Below are 16,287 nucleotides of genomic sequence, written 5' to 3'. Positions count from 1 at the left end.
ATTTCATCTACCTATTTTGTTGCTTCAATGAATGGGTGAATAAAGCATTTCATGCGTTGTCCTTCACTTGTTCTGCTTGATAGTCACTACTGCTTTCGCTTATATTAACACTAGAGTATTCTTCATCGTCAACATACTCTTTTAGAACATATCCTCTACCCCAAACGGTTTCTATGTGGCTTATTCCATCATTTGCACTTTCAAGTTTTTTACGTAATTTACACATAAAAACATCAACTATTTTGTTGTCTGAAGGTTCGTCCAAGCCATTGTAAAGATGGTTTAAAAACATTTCTTTTGTCAATACTGCTCCTTTACGCAATGCCAGCAATTCTATCATGGAATACTCTTTGTTAGTAAGGTGAACTGTTTTGCCTTTTACCTCAACAATCCTGTGATCAAAATTGATATTCATATTACCAATCTTTATCACTGATTCGGGATGGCCTTTAGTACGTCGGACTATGGCCTTAATTCGAGCTAATAATTCGCTCTTGTGAAATGGCTTGGTTAAGTAATCGTCGGCACCATACCCAAGTCCTTTAGCTTTATGGTTGGCAGCGGAGATACACGAAAGTATTAAAACAGGAACTTTGATTTTTGCACTTCTTAATCTTAACAGTATATCATATCCATCAATATCACCAGGCAGGTGTATATCTAGAATAACTAGATCGTAACAGTCTCCACCCGAGGAAACCATATTATTGTTATAATCTTGTGCAGAAGTAACAACGTCGCAAAAATGTCCATCAGAAGTTAAGGCATTAACTACAGTCCTTGCACTTACTTGATCATCTTCAATTAATAATATACGCATATTTTACACCCCATAAATAATTTATAATTTTAGTAATATATATAACCAAGGAAAGTAACAAATCAAATTTTTATTAATGAATAATAGAAATTACACTTATTAATTAATAGTTAATGTGTCGTTCCAAAATTATACAAATAGATCTAAAATACAATAGATATACTATAATAACACTATTTTTAGTAAATATTGAATAGAAGCTATTTTTATTAAAAGAATACTTAGGTTAATAGATATTTAAACTATTTTATACTTTTATGTTATATTTTTAATTTACTTATTCTACAGTTTTAAATTATAAGTAATACTTTCAGGAATATTGAGTGGTAATATCAGTTTTAGGTGCTGGCGCATGGGGTACAGCAATTGCGATTTCATTAAGTAGTAAGAAAAATGTAATTTTGTGGACTCGCAATAAGGCCATATTTAAATCAATTAAAGAGAAAAGAGAAAGTGACAAGCTACCTGATTGTCCAATTTCTGATAATGTATCAGTAAAATTAGCTATTGAAGATGCAGTTAATGCTTCAGTAATAATTCTAGCTGTTCCCACTCAGTCTCTAAGGGAGATATGTCATCAATTGAATGATTGTAACCTAAAAAAAAATGTAGCAATAATTTTGGCTTGTAAGGGAATAGAAAAATCTACATTAAAATTACCTAGTGAAGTAGTCAATGAAGTTTTACCTAATAATCCTCTTGCTGTTTTTTCTGGTCCTAGCTTTGCTATAGAAGTTGCAAGAAAATTACCATATTCGATGGTTCTTGCATGTCAAAATGAAGTATTAGGTTCAAAATTAGTATCAGAGCTACAGCAAGAAAATATTAAATTGTACCTTAGTAGCGATGTTATAGGAATACAAGTTTGTGCAGCGTTAAAGAATGTTTTTGCTATAGCATGTGGGGTTGTTCTAGGTAGGTTTGGGTTTAATGCTCATGCAGCATTAATTACGAAAAGTATGAGTGAAATTAAGGCTTTATACTCAGCAAAAGTTGGTGACGGCAATGTAGATATAAATACACTACTTGGACCAGCATGCTTAGGCGATTTGGTTGTGACATGCACATCATTAAATTCAAGAAATCTATCTTTTGGATCTAAAGTAGCTAATAGTAATGGTTCTAGTGCTCAGCAGATTTTATCAGAAGGTAAGTCGGTAATTGAAGGTTTTAACACTGCTAAGTCTGCATTTGATTTAGCAGAAAAGCTAAAGATAAAAATGCCCATATGTGAAGCGATCTATAGATTGCTATATGAAAATACTTCTATAGAAGATACTATTTCTGTTCTTGTAAATTAGTTTTATATTTCGGTATATTGTGAAATTTTTATATAAATTAATATCAACATGGTGGCTATCTGGCACGGTAAAACACATGCCAGGTACTATAGGCAGCTTGGCTGCTTACCCAATTGTTCCTATATTACTCAATGACAGAATTTTAGGTACAGCAATTATTTTTTTTTTATTCTTAGTTGGATTATGGTCTACAGGCAATTATATACAACATTACAAAGCTCCGCATGATCCAAAAGAGGTAGTAATTGATGAAGTAGTTGGTCAATTGCTGACAGTACTTCTAGTTTCAATATTATTAGAACAAGAAATGAATAGCTCTGTATTGTTGGTGTGCTTTTTCTCCTTTAGGTTTTTTGATATAATAAAAGTGTGGCCTATAAATTTGATTGATAAAAATACAAAAGGTCCTTTAGGTATTATGCTAGATGATGTTGTAGCTGCAATTTTAGCCTTTGTTTTTATAGGAGCCTTTTATTGTTTATTGTTGGTTTATGCAGAATAAAAAAATTTGTTATTCAAGCTTAATTATTCAGAACCTAAAGGATTATATACTTTATGCAACGAATTTGTCCAAGTGGGAAATACATGACGAATTTGATAATGTTATATTTACAGTAAATGGTACCAGAGAATCGTTATTTAATTTTGTGTTTTGTGAAGATCAATGTACTGAGCTTTCCATATGCAGAACTCTAGATTATCTAAAAGCACGAAATATAGAAGCAACATGGATAATAAGTCCACGTATAAAAATAGGGGGTATTTTAGAAAAATGCGAAATAAAACACGTTAGCACACCAAAAAAAGTTTTACTCAATATAAAAGATTATTTTTTGCCTGATGATGCTGTTCCAAATTTGAAGTTCAATGTTGTAAATAGTAGTGAGCTCTTAGAGCAATTAGATTTACACACTTCTAAAATTTTTTATCATAGAATTAGTATTGTTAGCACATTTTTTCGCCAATTATCGAATTATGATGATAAGAGCTCAAGGTTAAGATTTTTTCTTGTAATGCTAAATAACGAAATTGTTGGAACATGCGGTCTTTATATTCAAGACAGCATAGCTGGTTTTTATAGCGATGGAGTTTTACCAATTTACAGGGGTCGTGGAATAGGAACTCAAATGGTTCTAGAAAGAATAAAGATAGCTAGGCAATTTGAGTGCAAATACATAGTAGCACATTGCATGAAACCTTCTGTAAACCTTTATAAGAGATTAGGCTTTAGGGTATTGGGCAATCTTCACTTATATACCTCTTCAGTACAATCTCTTTGCTGAGAGGTTACAAATTTTTATATTTGTTTTAGAATACTATGTTTTTTTTGTATGAAATAGTTTTACTACTAATTCTAGTATTCTTCTTTTTCTCATATTCTAAATTAAAAATTAGTAATAAAATTAAGGACTTACAACATCAAAATGTTATCATAAATAATTTAATAGATACTGTGAATGATGGATTTTATATTTGGGACGCAAAAAAACGTATAGAAAAATTTTCTCCCAATTTACTAATTTTGCTTAATACTGTTTTTTATTCATTTAATGAGTTTGTAAATTTTTTTGAGCAATCAGAAAGCTTAATTAAAAGTTTTGCTGAGGCAAAGGAAATAAATAAATCTTTTACTCTAGATTTAAAGTCAAAAGACAGTGAGGTTTATTGCACATGTTATGGTAAAAGCATAATAGATTATTCTAATAATGTGATTGGTGTGTTGTTATGGATAAGGAATATCTCCGATTATAAGATAAAAGCTAATGAACTTGAGTTAGAAAATAGTAAGCTTATGCGAGAATTGGAGAACTATAAAAAAATTTTTGACTCTTTACCATTTCCAATACTGAAGCACAATAAGAATAAAAAAGTAAGGTTTTATAACTTATTTTATGATAAATATATAGGCAGCTCTAAAAAATTTACTGTTGCGAGTGGCTCCTATAACGTAAAACCAGGAGAGTGTGTAATAACTTACAAGAACGAACCTAAGGTTTTTAATTTTGTTGAAGTTCCAGTGCAAAATTCTAATAGCATAGTAATGTATGGAAAAGATATTAGTGATGAAAAAAAATTACATACTGAGCTAAGCAATTGTTTAGCTGCACAAGAAAGTTTGCTTGAGAAGCTATCGATTGCTGTAGCGATATATAGTAAGAATCAAAAGCTAAAATTTTATAATAATGCTTTTATAAAAACTTTTCAGTTTGATCCAAAATTTTTGGAGTCTTATCCAACTTATCACGAGATTATGCTTCACCTATTTGAATCTAAAAAGCTTTTAGGAAAAAAGGATTTTCAAACTATTAATAATCAAAGACATGAGTTGTTTAAAAGATTACTGGAATCATATGGTGAAACAATACATTTCATGAATGGAAGAACGTTTAGAGTATTAACAATACCCTATGCTTCAGAGGGTCTACTATTTTCTTACGAAGAGTGCCAGAAATAACACTCAAATTCCTTCTCTCTCTACCATAAGCTGTTTTACTTTCGCTATCGCTTTTGCTGGGTTAAGCCCTTTCGGGCAGGTTTTTGTACAATTCATTATTGTATGACAACGATACAACTTAAATGGGTCGTTTAAAGAAGCAAGTCTTTCTTCTTTCTTATTATCACGACTGTCAGCAATCCATCTATAAGCTTGCAGTAATACCGCTGGCCCTAAAAATTTATCACCATTCCACCAATAGCTTGGGCAACCAGTCGAACAGCAAGCACATAGTATACAATCAGACAGACCATCCAATTTTTTTCTATCTTCAGGAGATTGAAAGTATTCTTTATTTTGTAAGGCAGATTTATCTGTTTGTAACCAAGGTTTAATCGATTTGTATTGCTCATAAAATTGGCTTAGATCTGGAACTAGATCCTTTACTATATACATATGAGGTAGTGGATATATTTTTACTTCACCTTTTATATCATGTATAGATTTAGTGCATGCAAGAGTGTTGGTACCATCAATATTCATTGCACAAGATCCGCATATTCCTTCTCTGCAAGAGCGTCTAAAAGTTAAGGTTGAATCTATTTCATCCTTTATTTTTATTAATACATCAAGTACCATAGGGCCACAATTATCCATATCGATAAAAAATGTGTCTATTCTTGGATTTTTATCATCATCAGCAGACCAACGATAAATTTGAAATCTTCTAATATTTTTTGCTCCAGTAGGAGTAGGATAAATCTTGCCCTTTTTATTAACTTTAGAATTTTTTGGTAAAGAAAACTGAACCATATTGCTTACCTTTTACAGCTAAAACCCCTTTTTTGTAAATAACATATTTTGGTATTATCTACCATACTTTTCCTTTTCAAATTCAAGCAAAGCTAAAATCTTGCTCTCTAAACTTTTCATTATAATTTCTTCATCTTCTTTTTGATGATCATAGCCAAGTAAATGCAGCAATCCATGAACTAACATGTGTGCAGTGTGAGTGAGGATAGATATACAGTACTCATGAGACTCTCTTTCTATTGTATCTACTGCAATTGCTATGTCTCCTAGATCACATTCACTAGATAACTGTTCGCATGGAAATGATAGTACATTAGTTGGCTTATCTATTTCTCTAAACTTAAGATTAAGTTGATGTAGCAAGTTATCATCAGCGAGAGCTATTGATATATTTGGTTTATAATGATCTATTTTTAATTCTTTTAGAGAAGCGTTAATAATATTTAATACAAAACTCTGTGGGTCCTTCGTAATACTATGCCACCTCTTATCAAGAATATTTACTTCTAACATGAATAAAGCACCAGAAAGGACATTATCCCATCACTTGACATTGGAACCCAAAAAAGAAGAATTATAGACCATCGTATCATACACACAACTATACGAATATTGTACACTAGAAGTATGTCATCCCAGTGCTCCGACACTGGGATCCAGGAATTCTGATCAGACATTAGGTGAGTGAATATAAAAGCTATATTAAAACACAACATTTTTAATGTGGTTGCATTACAGCTGGATTCCAGTGTCAAGCACTGCTTTGTGTTTGATGAAAAATCGGCTACTTCGAAACAAACACTCATACAGCTGTATGTTGTGTGCTGAGGTAATATTGTTTGGCAACAGGTATTACACATCACTCATCCTTATTATTTCATTCCACTCAGTCTCTAAAACCGGAGAAACTGATAAACGTGATTGTTTTAATATAACCATATTTTTCAAAAGTGGGTTTTGTTTTATACTGTTTAACGTCACTTGGTTACTTAAAGGTTTCAAAAATTTTACATTCACTAGTCCAAATTTGGAATTATAAACATGATAATACTCCTTTAATACTTCAACTATTCCAAGTATAACTCTCTCTTTACCTGTATGATAAAAAAATGCAAGATCGCCTAATTTCATAGCTCTCATGTAATTTTGAGCTTGATAATTGCATACACCATTCCACTGCGTCACCTGCTCCTTTCCCATTTTTTGCCACGAGTATTCACTTGGTTCTGACTTGAGTAGCCAAAATTGCATTATTTTTTTCTTCTTAAATAAGCTGGTATATCATAAACATTGCTACCCCACTTAACTCTTTCATTTGTTTGCTCAGTTGAAGCATATTCTTTTGTTTCTAATATTGGAATTTGATTATAAGGCCATTTAAAATTTTTTTCCTCTGCTGGGATCTTGTTTTGATTAACAGATGAATTGTTGTTACAGCTATCAATGCCAGTTGCAAGAACAGAAACTCTAACTCTTCCCTCCATCGCCTGATCAAAAGTGGCACCAAATATTATATTTGCATTTTCATCCACTTCTTCACGCACTCTATTGGCTGCAGCATCAACTTCAAATAGAGTCATATCTCCACCACCAGTAATATTAATCAATATTCCTTGCGCACCTTTCATTGATACATTATCAAGCAATGGATTAGATATCGCAGCCTCTGCAGCACTAATTGCCCTATCTTCTCCTTCTGCCTCTCCAGTACCAATCATTGCTTTACCCATCTCACTCATTACTGTTTCTATATCAGCAAAATCAAGATTAATCAGTCCTGGCATGATCATCAAATCAGTTACTCCTCTTATGCCAATATGTAGAACATTATCGGCGAGTTGAAATGCGTCAGCAAATGTAGTTTTCTCGTTAGCAATTCTAAATAAATTTTGATTGGGAATGACAATAAGTGTATCTACGTATTTTTGCAACTCTTCAAGTCCAAGCTCTGCAATGCGCATACGTCGCACACCTTCAAAACCGAACGGCTTAGTTACAACTCCAACAGTCAGTATCTTTTTTTCTTTTGCTCCTTTATCTTTAACTACCGCTCTTGCTTCTCTGGCTGCTTTTGCAATTACCGGTGCAGCACCTGTTCCAGTACCACCACCCATCCCTGCTGTGATAAAGAGCATATGGCTATCTTTTATATGCTCCATAATTTCATCAATTGATTCTTCTGCTGCACCTTTACCAACATCAGGCAAAGCACCAGCACCAAGGCCCTTAGTTAAGTTAATACCAAGTTGAATTTTTTTATCACACAATGACTTCTCTAACGCTTGAGCATCGGTATTTGCTACAACAAAATTTACTCCTTGTAAATTGGATTGAATCATGTTGTTTACAGCATTTCCACCAGCACCACCCACTCCCACAACGGTAATCCTTGGGTGCAATATGGGTAATTCTGGTAAACTAAGGTCAATTGACATTTAAATTACTCAAATATTAGTGAATTCACTTGATAACAAGTTACTGCTTTTTTAACAATATGCAAACATTTTTCATTTTGACATACGCAAACAGTAAACAAGATTTACTTATTCTTAACATTGTTAATCAGTAGGTATAATAATTGCAGGCTTTCAAACAGCACTACTTAGAATGCAAAAAAAAATTGTGAAAAAGGGATAGAAGCCTATCCCTTTACTTTGTAAAACTACTGATTAGGTTGTTGTAATGGTACAATTCCAGGGGTTACACAAGCTCTAGTAAGAAGTCCTTTTGGTTCATTACCTTCAGCAATTTCAACTTGATTGTTTTCTAAGTTAACATTGCCTTTAGAATCTTTCTTAAGAGCATTAGACATATCTTGTTTCACTTCCTCAAATTTGCTTGCCTTATTACTGTTTTTATATGCAAGCACAGGTGCAGTTATTAAAGCTGCTAATGCAGCAAGAACTACCAAACTAGCAATGAGTGGATGAGCAACTGCAAATGCAGATATTGCAGTAATAGCAGGACTAACAAGTGTTGCAGCTTTTGTTCCAACTGTACCAACAAAAGTTGCATAAGCTGGACTTAAAAAATAAGCAGCTGTAAGTGAAGCTACTGCTATAACTGCTAAAGAAATAAAAATTGTTCCCTTTTTATGTCCTTTTACAAAATTGTAGCCTTGATTATAAACTTCTTCAGCTTTCTTTTTTATTGTTTCAACTTTTGGCATAATTCTACTCCTAAAATATTAAAATTTAACTAATGGTAGTATATGGCAAAAAAAAGTTGTCTGTCAAGTCAATTAACTTATTTATATATTCTTATTCTGTAATTCAGCGCTTCTGCAATGTGTGCTTTCTTTACCTCTTCACTTTTTACAAGATCTGCAATGGTTCTTGCGACTCTTAATACGCGTGTGTAGCCTCGATTAGAAATATAATTTTCTTTCAATACGTATTTTAGCAATTCTAACCCTTCCTGATCTGGTTCAGTGAATTTATTTAATGCTTCACCACTGACTTCTGCATTGCAACGAATATTAAATTTACTATAACGCTCAGTTTGAATTTTTCTCGCTGCTATCACCCTTTCTCTTATAACCTCGGTACTTTCTCCCTCCACAGAGATTTCAGGAGAAAGTATGCTAACGTTTGGCACTTCAATGCATATGTCTATTCTATCAAGCAATGGTCCTGATATTTTATTTCTATAATCTGTGCCGCATTTTGGAGCTTTGTTGCACGATCTACTTGCATCACCTAAATAACCGCACCTGCAGGGATTCATTGCAGCTATAAGTTGAAAATTAGCTGGATAAGTAATGTGAGCATTTGCACGTGCAATAGTAACTTTTCTATCTTCAAGTGGTTGACGTAGAGAATCAAGTACAAGCCTTGGAAATTCAGGTAGCTCATCAAGAAATAACACACCATTGTGAGCCATGGTGATTTCCCCAGGCTTTGCATTTTTTCCTCCTCCTATCATCGCTGGCATGGAGCATGAATGATGAGGTTCACGAAAGGGACGAGTTACTTTAAATGTTTCGTTACCGGCTTTTGTTATGCTAGAGATAATATTAACATCAATCATCTCTTGTTCAGTCAAATCGGGTAATAGCCCTATAAATCGCTTAGCAAGCATTGACTTTCCAGTACCAGGAGGTCCAACAAGGAGCATATTGTGTCCACCTGCTGCTGCAATTTCAGCTGCTCTTTTTGCAACAACTTGACCTTTAATATCCTTTATATCTGGAACTGAATTTTTTTCTTTGGGTGCAGCGCTATAGTTAAAAGTTACCGGCTGAATTAACTGCTCACCCTTAAAATGTCTGATAATATCGGTTAATTTCTCTATAGCTAGAATAGAAACATTCTTTACCCATAAAGCTTCTACTCCATTTCCCCTTGGGCAAATTACTCCTTTATTTGCCTGTTTTGCATTGATTGCTGTTGGAAGTACTCCTGAGATTGGTATGACTCTGCTGTCTAGTGCAAGCTCGCCCATAATTATATAAGACTGAACTTTTTCAACTGGTATCACATTCATTACAACAAGTAATCCAACAGCAATAGCTAAGTCATAATGACTACCTTCTTTAAGCAAATCCGCAGGGGAAAGATTAACTGTGATTCTTTTTGGAGGTAACAGAAGATTGATTGAATTTAACGCTGCTCTGATACGCTCTCTGGATTCTGCAACAGTTTTATCCGGCAGTCCAACAATATTGACTGCTAGTACAACATTGCATAATTCTATTATGGCTATTTTGATCAAAATTTGCAAGACTTTTTATGCGAAATACTATATACAAGTGATTGTGATTGATTTCAATTTGATGAATTAACATTCTAATAATATTTTGCTTAGTCTGCCAATCCACTTGATCAAGCTTTGATTCAACACTTGAGGAAAAGTTTTTCAAGCTATCTGTAACAAGGCTCAATTCTTGTTGTAGTTTTTTTTGATCAAGCGTTCTTTCTTTCTCTTCTTCAATTTCTTTCAAATGCTGTTTCATTGTTGTGATTCTTGGTTCAAATTCTTCTTGGCTTATAAACCCTTTGGCATAGCTATCAATAAATTTTTTGATACTTAATCTTAGCTTACTTTCTTGCTTTTCACGTGTTTGATTATGTAAAGGCTTTTTGTTCTCTGACAATCTACGTTGATATTCATTTGCAATCCTATCTGGCTCTTTCAAGATACTCTTGACTTCTTCCCATATAACTCCATCTAATATATCAGTGCGTATTGATTTATTATCGCAGATTTTATTGCCATTAAATTTGCTAGAGTTTGTACCAGAGCAACGATAGTAATAATATGTCGACTTTTTATGAACGTGGTTTGTACCACAATAAGTATATTGACAACGTTGGCATACCATTAAACCTTGTAATAAATATGTTTCTCTTCTTTGTCGTACTCTTGCTCTTTGTCTATTTTCAGCTAATTGTGTTTGCACTGAATCAAATAAATTTTCATTGATTATTTTTGGTACTGGAATATAAGTCCAGTTCTCTTTATCACTATTAAAGCGACCACTTTTAAGTTTACCACAAGTTCCTTTTTTTGACTTTTTTACTTGTGGTTTTGAGCATGTCTTAGTTTTACCATAAGCTGCTTGTCCTATATAAGCAGGATTTTTTAACATGTTCCAAATAGTGCTCCTTTTCCAATACCTTTTTCCTGTTCGTGTTATTACCGGTATCTTATTCAGTTCATGTACAACTTCTCCTATGCTTGCTCTTTCTTGGCCAACCCGACTAAATATTTTACGCACTATATTTGCCTCTTCTTCATCAACCTCAAATTGAGCACTTCCTTCACCTACATGTTTTGCTATGTAGCGATAACCGTAAGGCGCCCTACCCATCACACTTATACACCCAGCTTTGGCCGCATGAAGTTTACCTCTACGGTTTCGTTCCATAATCTTTGCACGTTCATACTCTGCTATTGCTCCCTGAATCTGTAGAAATAAATGGGAATCCGGATTATCATCAAACTTATGATTCAAAAATACTATTTCAGATCCAGCCTTTTTAAACTCTTCGAGTAAGATCATTTGATATGAAAATTTCCGTGATAGCCGATCAGGTGAATGAATATATATCTTATCTATCTTACCTTCTGCTACTCTATCACGTAAACTCTCTAAGCCAGGACGTTCTAAGTTTGATCCACTGTAGCCATTATCAACAAACCTATGTTCATCTAACAATTCATATCCATCGCTACTAATGCGACGCTCCAATTCTACAATCTGACTCTCTATCGTATTCTCTTGTGCTTGTTGTCTTGATGAAACTCTTGCATACAAGCTTACTATTGTCATTTTCTTTCACCTCCTTTATTTTATATTTCAATAATTGTTCATAAGCATTTGCCAAATATGTACTCGCCAATCTGTGAGGTTCATAACGGCAATTAATAGTTAATTCCCCTTTTTGCATGTTTTTCTTCCTGTGAATTTTCTGATAGGTTGGGAGAATTCTTATCACCAGCTAAAAGAAAACTTTTACCATTTTAAACTAAACCAATGCGTACCTTATTTAAGGAAGCTATCTAGTTCACACAAATTCTCCTTAATTAAATATACAAGATTTGAAAAAATTATGTCCAAAAAATCTTTTCTTGAATTGTCATATTATGTATAATATGGCTTATTTAATCTGTTATGAATATTCATCCAAGTTACGAATTCTGGGAGAGCGACTTAGAAGTTCCTGTTAACCTTTTATTAGATCGTTTTCAGGATTCTAATATACGTCAGTCTTGGTTAGATTCCCTTTCTGGTAAACAACTGAGCATTATTTTTCAGCATTGCTTTAAAAATCATTTAAATGGACAACTTTTTCAAGATGGAGACTACGATGACAGATCCACTCAACAAAAACGCAAGATACTTACTAGTTACTCTGGCTCTCTTTTTAACTATTATCTCATTAGCTACTTTGATCGTACAAAACTTGAGGCTACAGTCAGTGAAGTAGCAAGATTTGCCCTGACTCAAGAGTTAATGAGGTCGTATCTGATAAAAAATAATACCAAGTATGATAAAAGATCCTTATTGTTTTTACTATTTCACATAAATTGTGAACTTCTAAAATCTGTCCATCACTTTGATAAAGTGCAAAAGAAAGGTTTCGTATCATTTGCTCTACAGAAACCACCAAGACAAATAAATACTTCATTTAAGGCATTTGTGTCACAAGAAACTGTAGAGCAGATACTTAGGGATGATAACCAATTGCAGGGTTTTTTTCATCACCAAGATAGAATATATATGTTTGTACGCCGAGGAAGTGACATGGATTTACTGCTTAATTCAAACAAAGTTGTTCATGGTCATAAACCTGAGTGGATGATTTTAGATTTTTCGCTTGATGGTACAAAGGTTAATCTCTGTGCTAAAAATACTAATAAAGCTGTGGAAATAGCAAATAGCATTGTAAGTTGCTATTTCGACTGCGAATGTACTTTTGTAAATATACAAGATAAGAACTTTCCACTACAAGTGCACAAATTTCTTCAAGCATGTATAGAGGGTTCTGATCCTAATATTTGTATATTTGAGTTAAATTTTAAGTCAGATTATTTTAAAAATAGTAATACATATCTTACTTTGAGTGTAAAGCCATATGATCCTATTGCACCAGAGTTACATATTTTAAAGCCAGCTATTGGCAACATACTACAATCTATTCAATCAGCTAAAGTAATGTTTCAAAGCAAAAAGGTAACATTTTCTTTCAAAGCAAGTGGGGAAATTTATTATTCAGAGCATCCGCTCAATAAAAAAGAAAGAGAGGAGCTAAAGAAACATATGGAACAATCTTATGGTCTTAAAATCCTTTCACGAGCAAATTGCTGATCTTTTAAGTTCAAATAGTTCTTGGGTCAATCCAAGTCAAAATCACATTAAAGCAGCAAGATACTTATTTGATCTTGGATGGATACAAATGCAAGAAAGGTATTATATTGTTTGCTCTTGTGAAGAAGATTATCTTGATTGGCCAAATGTAATTGATCCAAGTTGTAGCAATGAGATTTTCATTGATCCAGACTTTGATGAAGCATGTGATGACGCTATTTGTGAAAACTGCTCTCGTCATATTTTGCCTAATACTTATCAAAAACAGAGATTTCATCTCTTATCCATATATTTAAATACAGAGAGAATCGTAGACTGGTTTGAAACAAAGTTGAATGATTCAAGACTTATGTGGGAAAAAGTGGAAAAAGGAGTTTATTATATTTGTAATCAAGGTCGTATTGTAAATCTAATAATCCTTGATTTTTGTACTGATGCGATATTTTTAACTATAGATAAACTTAGAGTCCATCCGACGGTTCTCATCACTCTAAAAAAAGATATACCAAATCTATTGCTGAATCTATATGTAGTGCCAATGGTGAAACTGTTTTGTCAGCTTAAGACTGTAACTGAGATATTCCAAGAGGCAGATAAAAGAGGAGTACCAGAGGTGGTAGAAAATACTTCTTTGCAAGTTTTACCAGCTTCATATATTTCGCTTAAACGTGTTGAACCAATTATACCAACAAAACTTTTGGAGTTACAAGTAGTTAAAGGTATGGTATATGTTAATAGTATTGAAGTTATAAATAAAAAAGCTGCATCATGCCTTAATATTTTTCGAATATTGTTCAAGCAATTTTTACATGACTGTGAGAAAGAGTTACCACCTGAAAAACATACACTTCTCAATATTAATCAGTTAGAAAAACTCTTGGGACTTAGTTTAGAAGCAGATTTAGAACATCAAATCAGAAAACCATTAAATAAGATGCAAAGAACAATCAAATCTGCACTTGCTGAGAAATTAGGATTAAATATTGAACGTGATGATGTAATACAAACCCTTGGTTGGCAAAGATCATCATATGGTTATCGTATTAACCCTTTTACTTTGACTATAAAAAAATAGAATTTCCTGATTTTAAAAATTTTCAGCTCCATGAGTAAATTTTCCAACTCCACGTGCAAATGGTCCTGTTTTTACATCAAGCCATTTATCTTCTTTTGAACCATTAGCCATTCCTTTAACTATTTGCTTTGCTTGTAAAAGCTCTTGCACTATACGCTCTAGTCTATCCCTTCCCATACTATGAAAAACTTCAGGCAATCTATGTCGTTGTTTATGTATTCCTGCACTTCCTGTATGAGTAAATGGATGTCCTGAAATAGCAGCTCGCGCAATTGAATCAATAAGATATATTTTAAGATCTTTATCGCTAATATTTTGAGCTTTTAATTGTTCAGTAATGTCTTCCAATAGCCCTGTTTCTTCATTTCTTAGGTAAGTGCGTATGGTACGATCAGCCAGGCCATTTGCTTTAACAACAGCTCCATAAAATAGTGCATTTTGTCTTGGGATTTTTCCAATTGACCTAAAAATCATTGGTTTAGTCATATCTTCAACAGGCCAAAAAGCAAAAGAACACCTGACTCCATTTACGAGAGCAGAAGTACCTCGAATAGCATCTCGTGCTTGCTCTACTGTTGATATAGGCTTTTCTCCCTTCAGCTTTCTCATATGATGTGCAGTAATTATTGAAGCTCCAGTGCTACATGCTAAATCAGATAATAAACACATGAGATAATCCCCTACTGCTGGGTCAGCATTTAAATCTGCATGAATGAAAGAAGCAAGGGGATCAAATATAATGAGCTTTAAATCCTTTATTTTGCTCAGCTGCTTCATTACCGACTCAAATTCTGGAGATATTTCTACAACTTTACCGCGAACATTCTTAAGTATGGCAAAAGATCCTCCTATATTTGGCAGTGGTACAATAAATAGCCTATCTTTATATTTTAATCTTTCACATTTGGGATCAAGTCGTTCTAAGCGACGATGTATTTCATTTGTATCATCTTCTGCAGAAAATACCACCACAGATCCATGTTCAGTAACAAGTGGACCAAATCCGCATACCTGATCTATGCTACCCGCAACCTTGAGGGCTAGGTCAAGAAGTAGCATACCTTTACCAGTATCACCCATTGCAGCCAAAATGGAGGTTACACCCAAAGGAAATAATCCTTCAACCAAGAATCTTTGCTTTGGTACTGGACCTACAAAACGCTCTACACTCCAGCTGAAAATATCAAGTGGTGGTTTAATAATTATTTTTCTTGAGTTTTTTTCAATAAATTCCGAAACATTTATTCCCTCTAACAGACAATCAGCAGCATCCCAACTCCTTGGTTTATTCGGTGGAATCTTAAGCGTAGCAAGTGATGCAACACCAAGTTCTAAAAGCTTCTTTTCAGCGTTTTTGGCATATTTATTACCTGCTTCATCGTTGTCTGGCCAAATGATAATATGTTTACCTTTTAGCGGAGTCCAATCTGTTCTATCAATAGGCGCATTTGCTCCAAACATCGCAGTTGTAGCTGTAATTCCTTTCTCTATAAGTGCTTCTGCGCATTTTTCTCCTTCTACAAGAACAACTTTATCGGACCTTAAAATACCCAGAATGTTGTAGAGTGGCCTTATCTCTGGCTCTTTGAATCTTTGTTTTTTAACATCAAATGGTTTAAATTGTTTTTTCTCTAAAGGAGGATCATAACGGTAGACTATTACAATCAATTGGTTATTTTCATCGTAGTAGTTCCAACTACAAGTCAGGTATTGTTCTAGATCTCTAATATTATTTTTTTCTTTGATGCCAAGCCATTCACTTATTGAGAGCATTACTTCAGGAAATTCTGTTTTTGCATTCTTCCCGTGTATTGTTGCCCAAAGGTCAATAATATCACCACCTTCTCCTGTTGCAAAATCTTTCCATAATCCGGCTCTTTCACCTGTTAACTCTATTACAGTGCTTTTGCCTTTGTTACCCTGTACATCACCTACATAAAACTTATCGCCACGAAATGTTCCTCTTGGTAGTAGGTGAAAAAGACAAGATCTGATGTTTTGCAGAAGCTGAGTTTTTAGCTCTACCACGTT

15 protein-coding genes are annotated in these 16,287 nt (G+C 33.7%); 6 read left to right on the top strand and 9 right to left on the bottom strand.

All coding sequences use genetic code 11. The features are described 5' to 3' along the window. Positions 1–49: 49 nt before the first annotated feature. Positions 50–820 carry a response regulator transcription factor gene (locus ACE38P_RS04020; RefSeq protein WP_010406882.1) on the bottom strand — a complete coding sequence of 257 codons (771 nt, stop codon included), beginning with the start codon at positions 818–820 and terminating at the stop codon, positions 50–52. 323 nt (positions 821–1,143) lie between these two features. Here ACE38P_RS04020 and ACE38P_RS04015 point away from each other — a divergent pair, with 323 nt between their 5' ends. The 4 genes from ACE38P_RS04015 to ACE38P_RS04000 are packed head-to-tail and all read left to right on the top strand — an operon-like array spanning position 1,144 to position 4,576. Continuing rightward, positions 1,144–2,121 carry an NAD(P)H-dependent glycerol-3-phosphate dehydrogenase gene (locus ACE38P_RS04015; RefSeq protein ID WP_374699550.1) on the top strand — a complete coding sequence of 326 codons (978 nt, stop codon included), beginning with the start codon at positions 1,144–1,146 and terminating at the stop codon, positions 2,119–2,121. A gap of 19 nt (positions 2,122–2,140) precedes the next feature. Beyond that, positions 2,141–2,623, top strand: a complete 483-nt coding sequence (locus ACE38P_RS04010; protein ID WP_029237689.1) for a phosphatidylglycerophosphatase A — start codon at positions 2,141–2,143, stop codon at positions 2,621–2,623. Continuing rightward, the gene (locus tag ACE38P_RS04005) at positions 2,613–3,404 is read left to right on the top strand and encodes a GNAT family N-acetyltransferase (protein WP_064085647.1); all 792 of its coding nucleotides are present in this window, start codon (positions 2,613–2,615) and stop codon (positions 3,402–3,404) included. The genes ACE38P_RS04010 and ACE38P_RS04005 overlap by 11 nt, the downstream gene beginning before the upstream one ends. 35 nt (positions 3,405–3,439) lie before the next feature. Beyond that, a complete protein-coding gene (locus tag ACE38P_RS04000) occupies positions 3,440–4,576 on the top strand; it encodes a hypothetical protein (protein WP_019236658.1) in 1,137 nt (378 codons plus the stop codon). Between the two features lie 3 nt (positions 4,577–4,579). On the opposite strand, the gene ACE38P_RS03995 is transcribed toward ACE38P_RS04000, so the two are convergent. The 7 genes from ACE38P_RS03995 to ACE38P_RS03960 form a co-directional block, all read right to left on the bottom strand. Beyond that, positions 4,580–5,368 carry a succinate dehydrogenase iron-sulfur subunit gene (locus ACE38P_RS03995; protein ID WP_064085649.1) on the bottom strand — a complete coding sequence of 263 codons (789 nt, stop codon included), beginning with the start codon at positions 5,366–5,368 and terminating at the stop codon, positions 4,580–4,582. A gap of 54 nt (positions 5,369–5,422) precedes the next feature. After that, positions 5,423–5,881: an rRNA maturation RNase YbeY gene (gene ybeY / locus ACE38P_RS03990; protein ID WP_015587883.1), complete on the bottom strand. Its 459-nt coding sequence runs from the start codon at positions 5,879–5,881 to the stop codon at positions 5,423–5,425. Positions 5,882–6,220: 339 nt separating this feature from the next. Continuing rightward, on the bottom strand, positions 6,221–6,619 hold the full coding sequence (locus ACE38P_RS03980) for an EVE domain-containing protein (protein WP_064085650.1): 399 nt from the start codon (positions 6,617–6,619) through the stop codon (positions 6,221–6,223). Continuing rightward, positions 6,619–7,803: a cell division protein FtsZ gene (gene ftsZ, locus ACE38P_RS03975; protein WP_264375783.1), complete on the bottom strand. Its 1,185-nt coding sequence runs from the start codon at positions 7,801–7,803 to the stop codon at positions 6,619–6,621. The genes ACE38P_RS03980 and ftsZ overlap by 1 nt, the downstream gene beginning before the upstream one ends. Positions 7,804–8,030: 227 nt before the next feature. Further along, positions 8,031–8,537: a hypothetical protein gene (locus tag ACE38P_RS03970; protein ID WP_374699548.1), complete on the bottom strand. Its 507-nt coding sequence runs from the start codon at positions 8,535–8,537 to the stop codon at positions 8,031–8,033. 77 nt (positions 8,538–8,614) lie between these two features. Next, the gene (locus ACE38P_RS03965; RefSeq protein WP_374699547.1) at positions 8,615–10,081 is read right to left on the bottom strand and encodes a YifB family Mg chelatase-like AAA ATPase; all 1,467 of its coding nucleotides are present in this window, start codon (positions 10,079–10,081) and stop codon (positions 8,615–8,617) included. Further along, positions 10,011–11,642 carry a recombinase family protein gene (locus ACE38P_RS03960; protein ID WP_374699546.1) on the bottom strand — a complete coding sequence of 544 codons (1,632 nt, stop codon included), beginning with the start codon at positions 11,640–11,642 and terminating at the stop codon, positions 10,011–10,013. The genes ACE38P_RS03965 and ACE38P_RS03960 overlap by 71 nt, the downstream gene beginning before the upstream one ends. Positions 11,643–11,984: 342 nt before the next feature. Here ACE38P_RS03960 and ACE38P_RS03955 point away from each other — a divergent pair, with 342 nt between their 5' ends. Continuing rightward, positions 11,985–13,181, top strand: a complete 1,197-nt coding sequence (locus ACE38P_RS03955; protein ID WP_374699388.1) for a hypothetical protein — start codon at positions 11,985–11,987, stop codon at positions 13,179–13,181. After that, positions 13,147–14,256 carry a hypothetical protein gene (locus ACE38P_RS03950; RefSeq protein ID WP_374699389.1) on the top strand — a complete coding sequence of 370 codons (1,110 nt, stop codon included), beginning with the start codon at positions 13,147–13,149 and terminating at the stop codon, positions 14,254–14,256. Before ACE38P_RS03955 ends, ACE38P_RS03950 begins: the two co-directional genes overlap by 35 nt. A 12-nt stretch (positions 14,257–14,268) precedes the next feature. On the opposite strand, the gene ACE38P_RS03945 is transcribed toward ACE38P_RS03950, so the two are convergent. Then, positions 14,269–16,284 carry an AAA family ATPase gene (locus ACE38P_RS03945; protein WP_374699390.1) on the bottom strand — a complete coding sequence of 672 codons (2,016 nt, stop codon included), beginning with the start codon at positions 16,282–16,284 and terminating at the stop codon, positions 14,269–14,271. Between the last annotated feature and the right edge of the window lie 3 nt (positions 16,285–16,287).

It is taken from the genome of Wolbachia endosymbiont (group A) of Limnophora tigrina (assembly GCF_964263225.1).
Lineage (GTDB): Bacteria > Pseudomonadota > Alphaproteobacteria > Rickettsiales > Anaplasmataceae > Wolbachia.
This window is presented reverse-complemented; position numbering and strand designations above follow the sequence as displayed.

Bases quoted from the DNA above. Each gene is read 5' to 3' on its own strand.
- ACE38P_RS04005 (WP_064085647.1), top strand. From the start codon at position 2,613: ATGCAGAATAAAAAAATTTGTTATTCAAGCTTAATTATTCAGAACCTA.
- ybeY (WP_015587883.1), bottom strand. From the start codon at position 5,881: ATGTTAGAAGTAAATATTCTTGATAAGAGGTGGCATAGTATTACGAAG.
- ACE38P_RS03995 (WP_064085649.1), bottom strand. From the start codon at position 5,368: ATGGTTCAGTTTTCTTTACCAAAAAATTCTAAAGTTAATAAAAAGGGC.
- ftsZ (WP_264375783.1), bottom strand. From the start codon at position 7,803: ATGTCAATTGACCTTAGTTTACCAGAATTACCCATATTGCACCCAAGG.
- ACE38P_RS03980 (WP_064085650.1), bottom strand. From the start codon at position 6,619: ATGCAATTTTGGCTACTCAAGTCAGAACCAAGTGAATACTCGTGGCAA.
- ACE38P_RS03960 (WP_374699546.1), bottom strand. From the start codon at position 11,642: ATGACAATAGTAAGCTTGTATGCAAGAGTTTCATCAAGACAACAAGCA.
- ACE38P_RS03950 (WP_374699389.1), top strand. From the start codon at position 13,147: ATGGTCTTAAAATCCTTTCACGAGCAAATTGCTGATCTTTTAAGTTCA.
- ACE38P_RS03955 (WP_374699388.1), top strand. From the start codon at position 11,985: ATGAATATTCATCCAAGTTACGAATTCTGGGAGAGCGACTTAGAAGTT.
- ACE38P_RS04020 (WP_010406882.1), bottom strand. From the start codon at position 820: ATGCGTATATTATTAATTGAAGATGATCAAGTAAGTGCAAGGACTGTA.
- ACE38P_RS03970 (WP_374699548.1), bottom strand. From the start codon at position 8,537: ATGCCAAAAGTTGAAACAATAAAAAAGAAAGCTGAAGAAGTTTATAAT.
- ACE38P_RS04000 (WP_019236658.1), top strand. From the start codon at position 3,440: ATGTTTTTTTTGTATGAAATAGTTTTACTACTAATTCTAGTATTCTTC.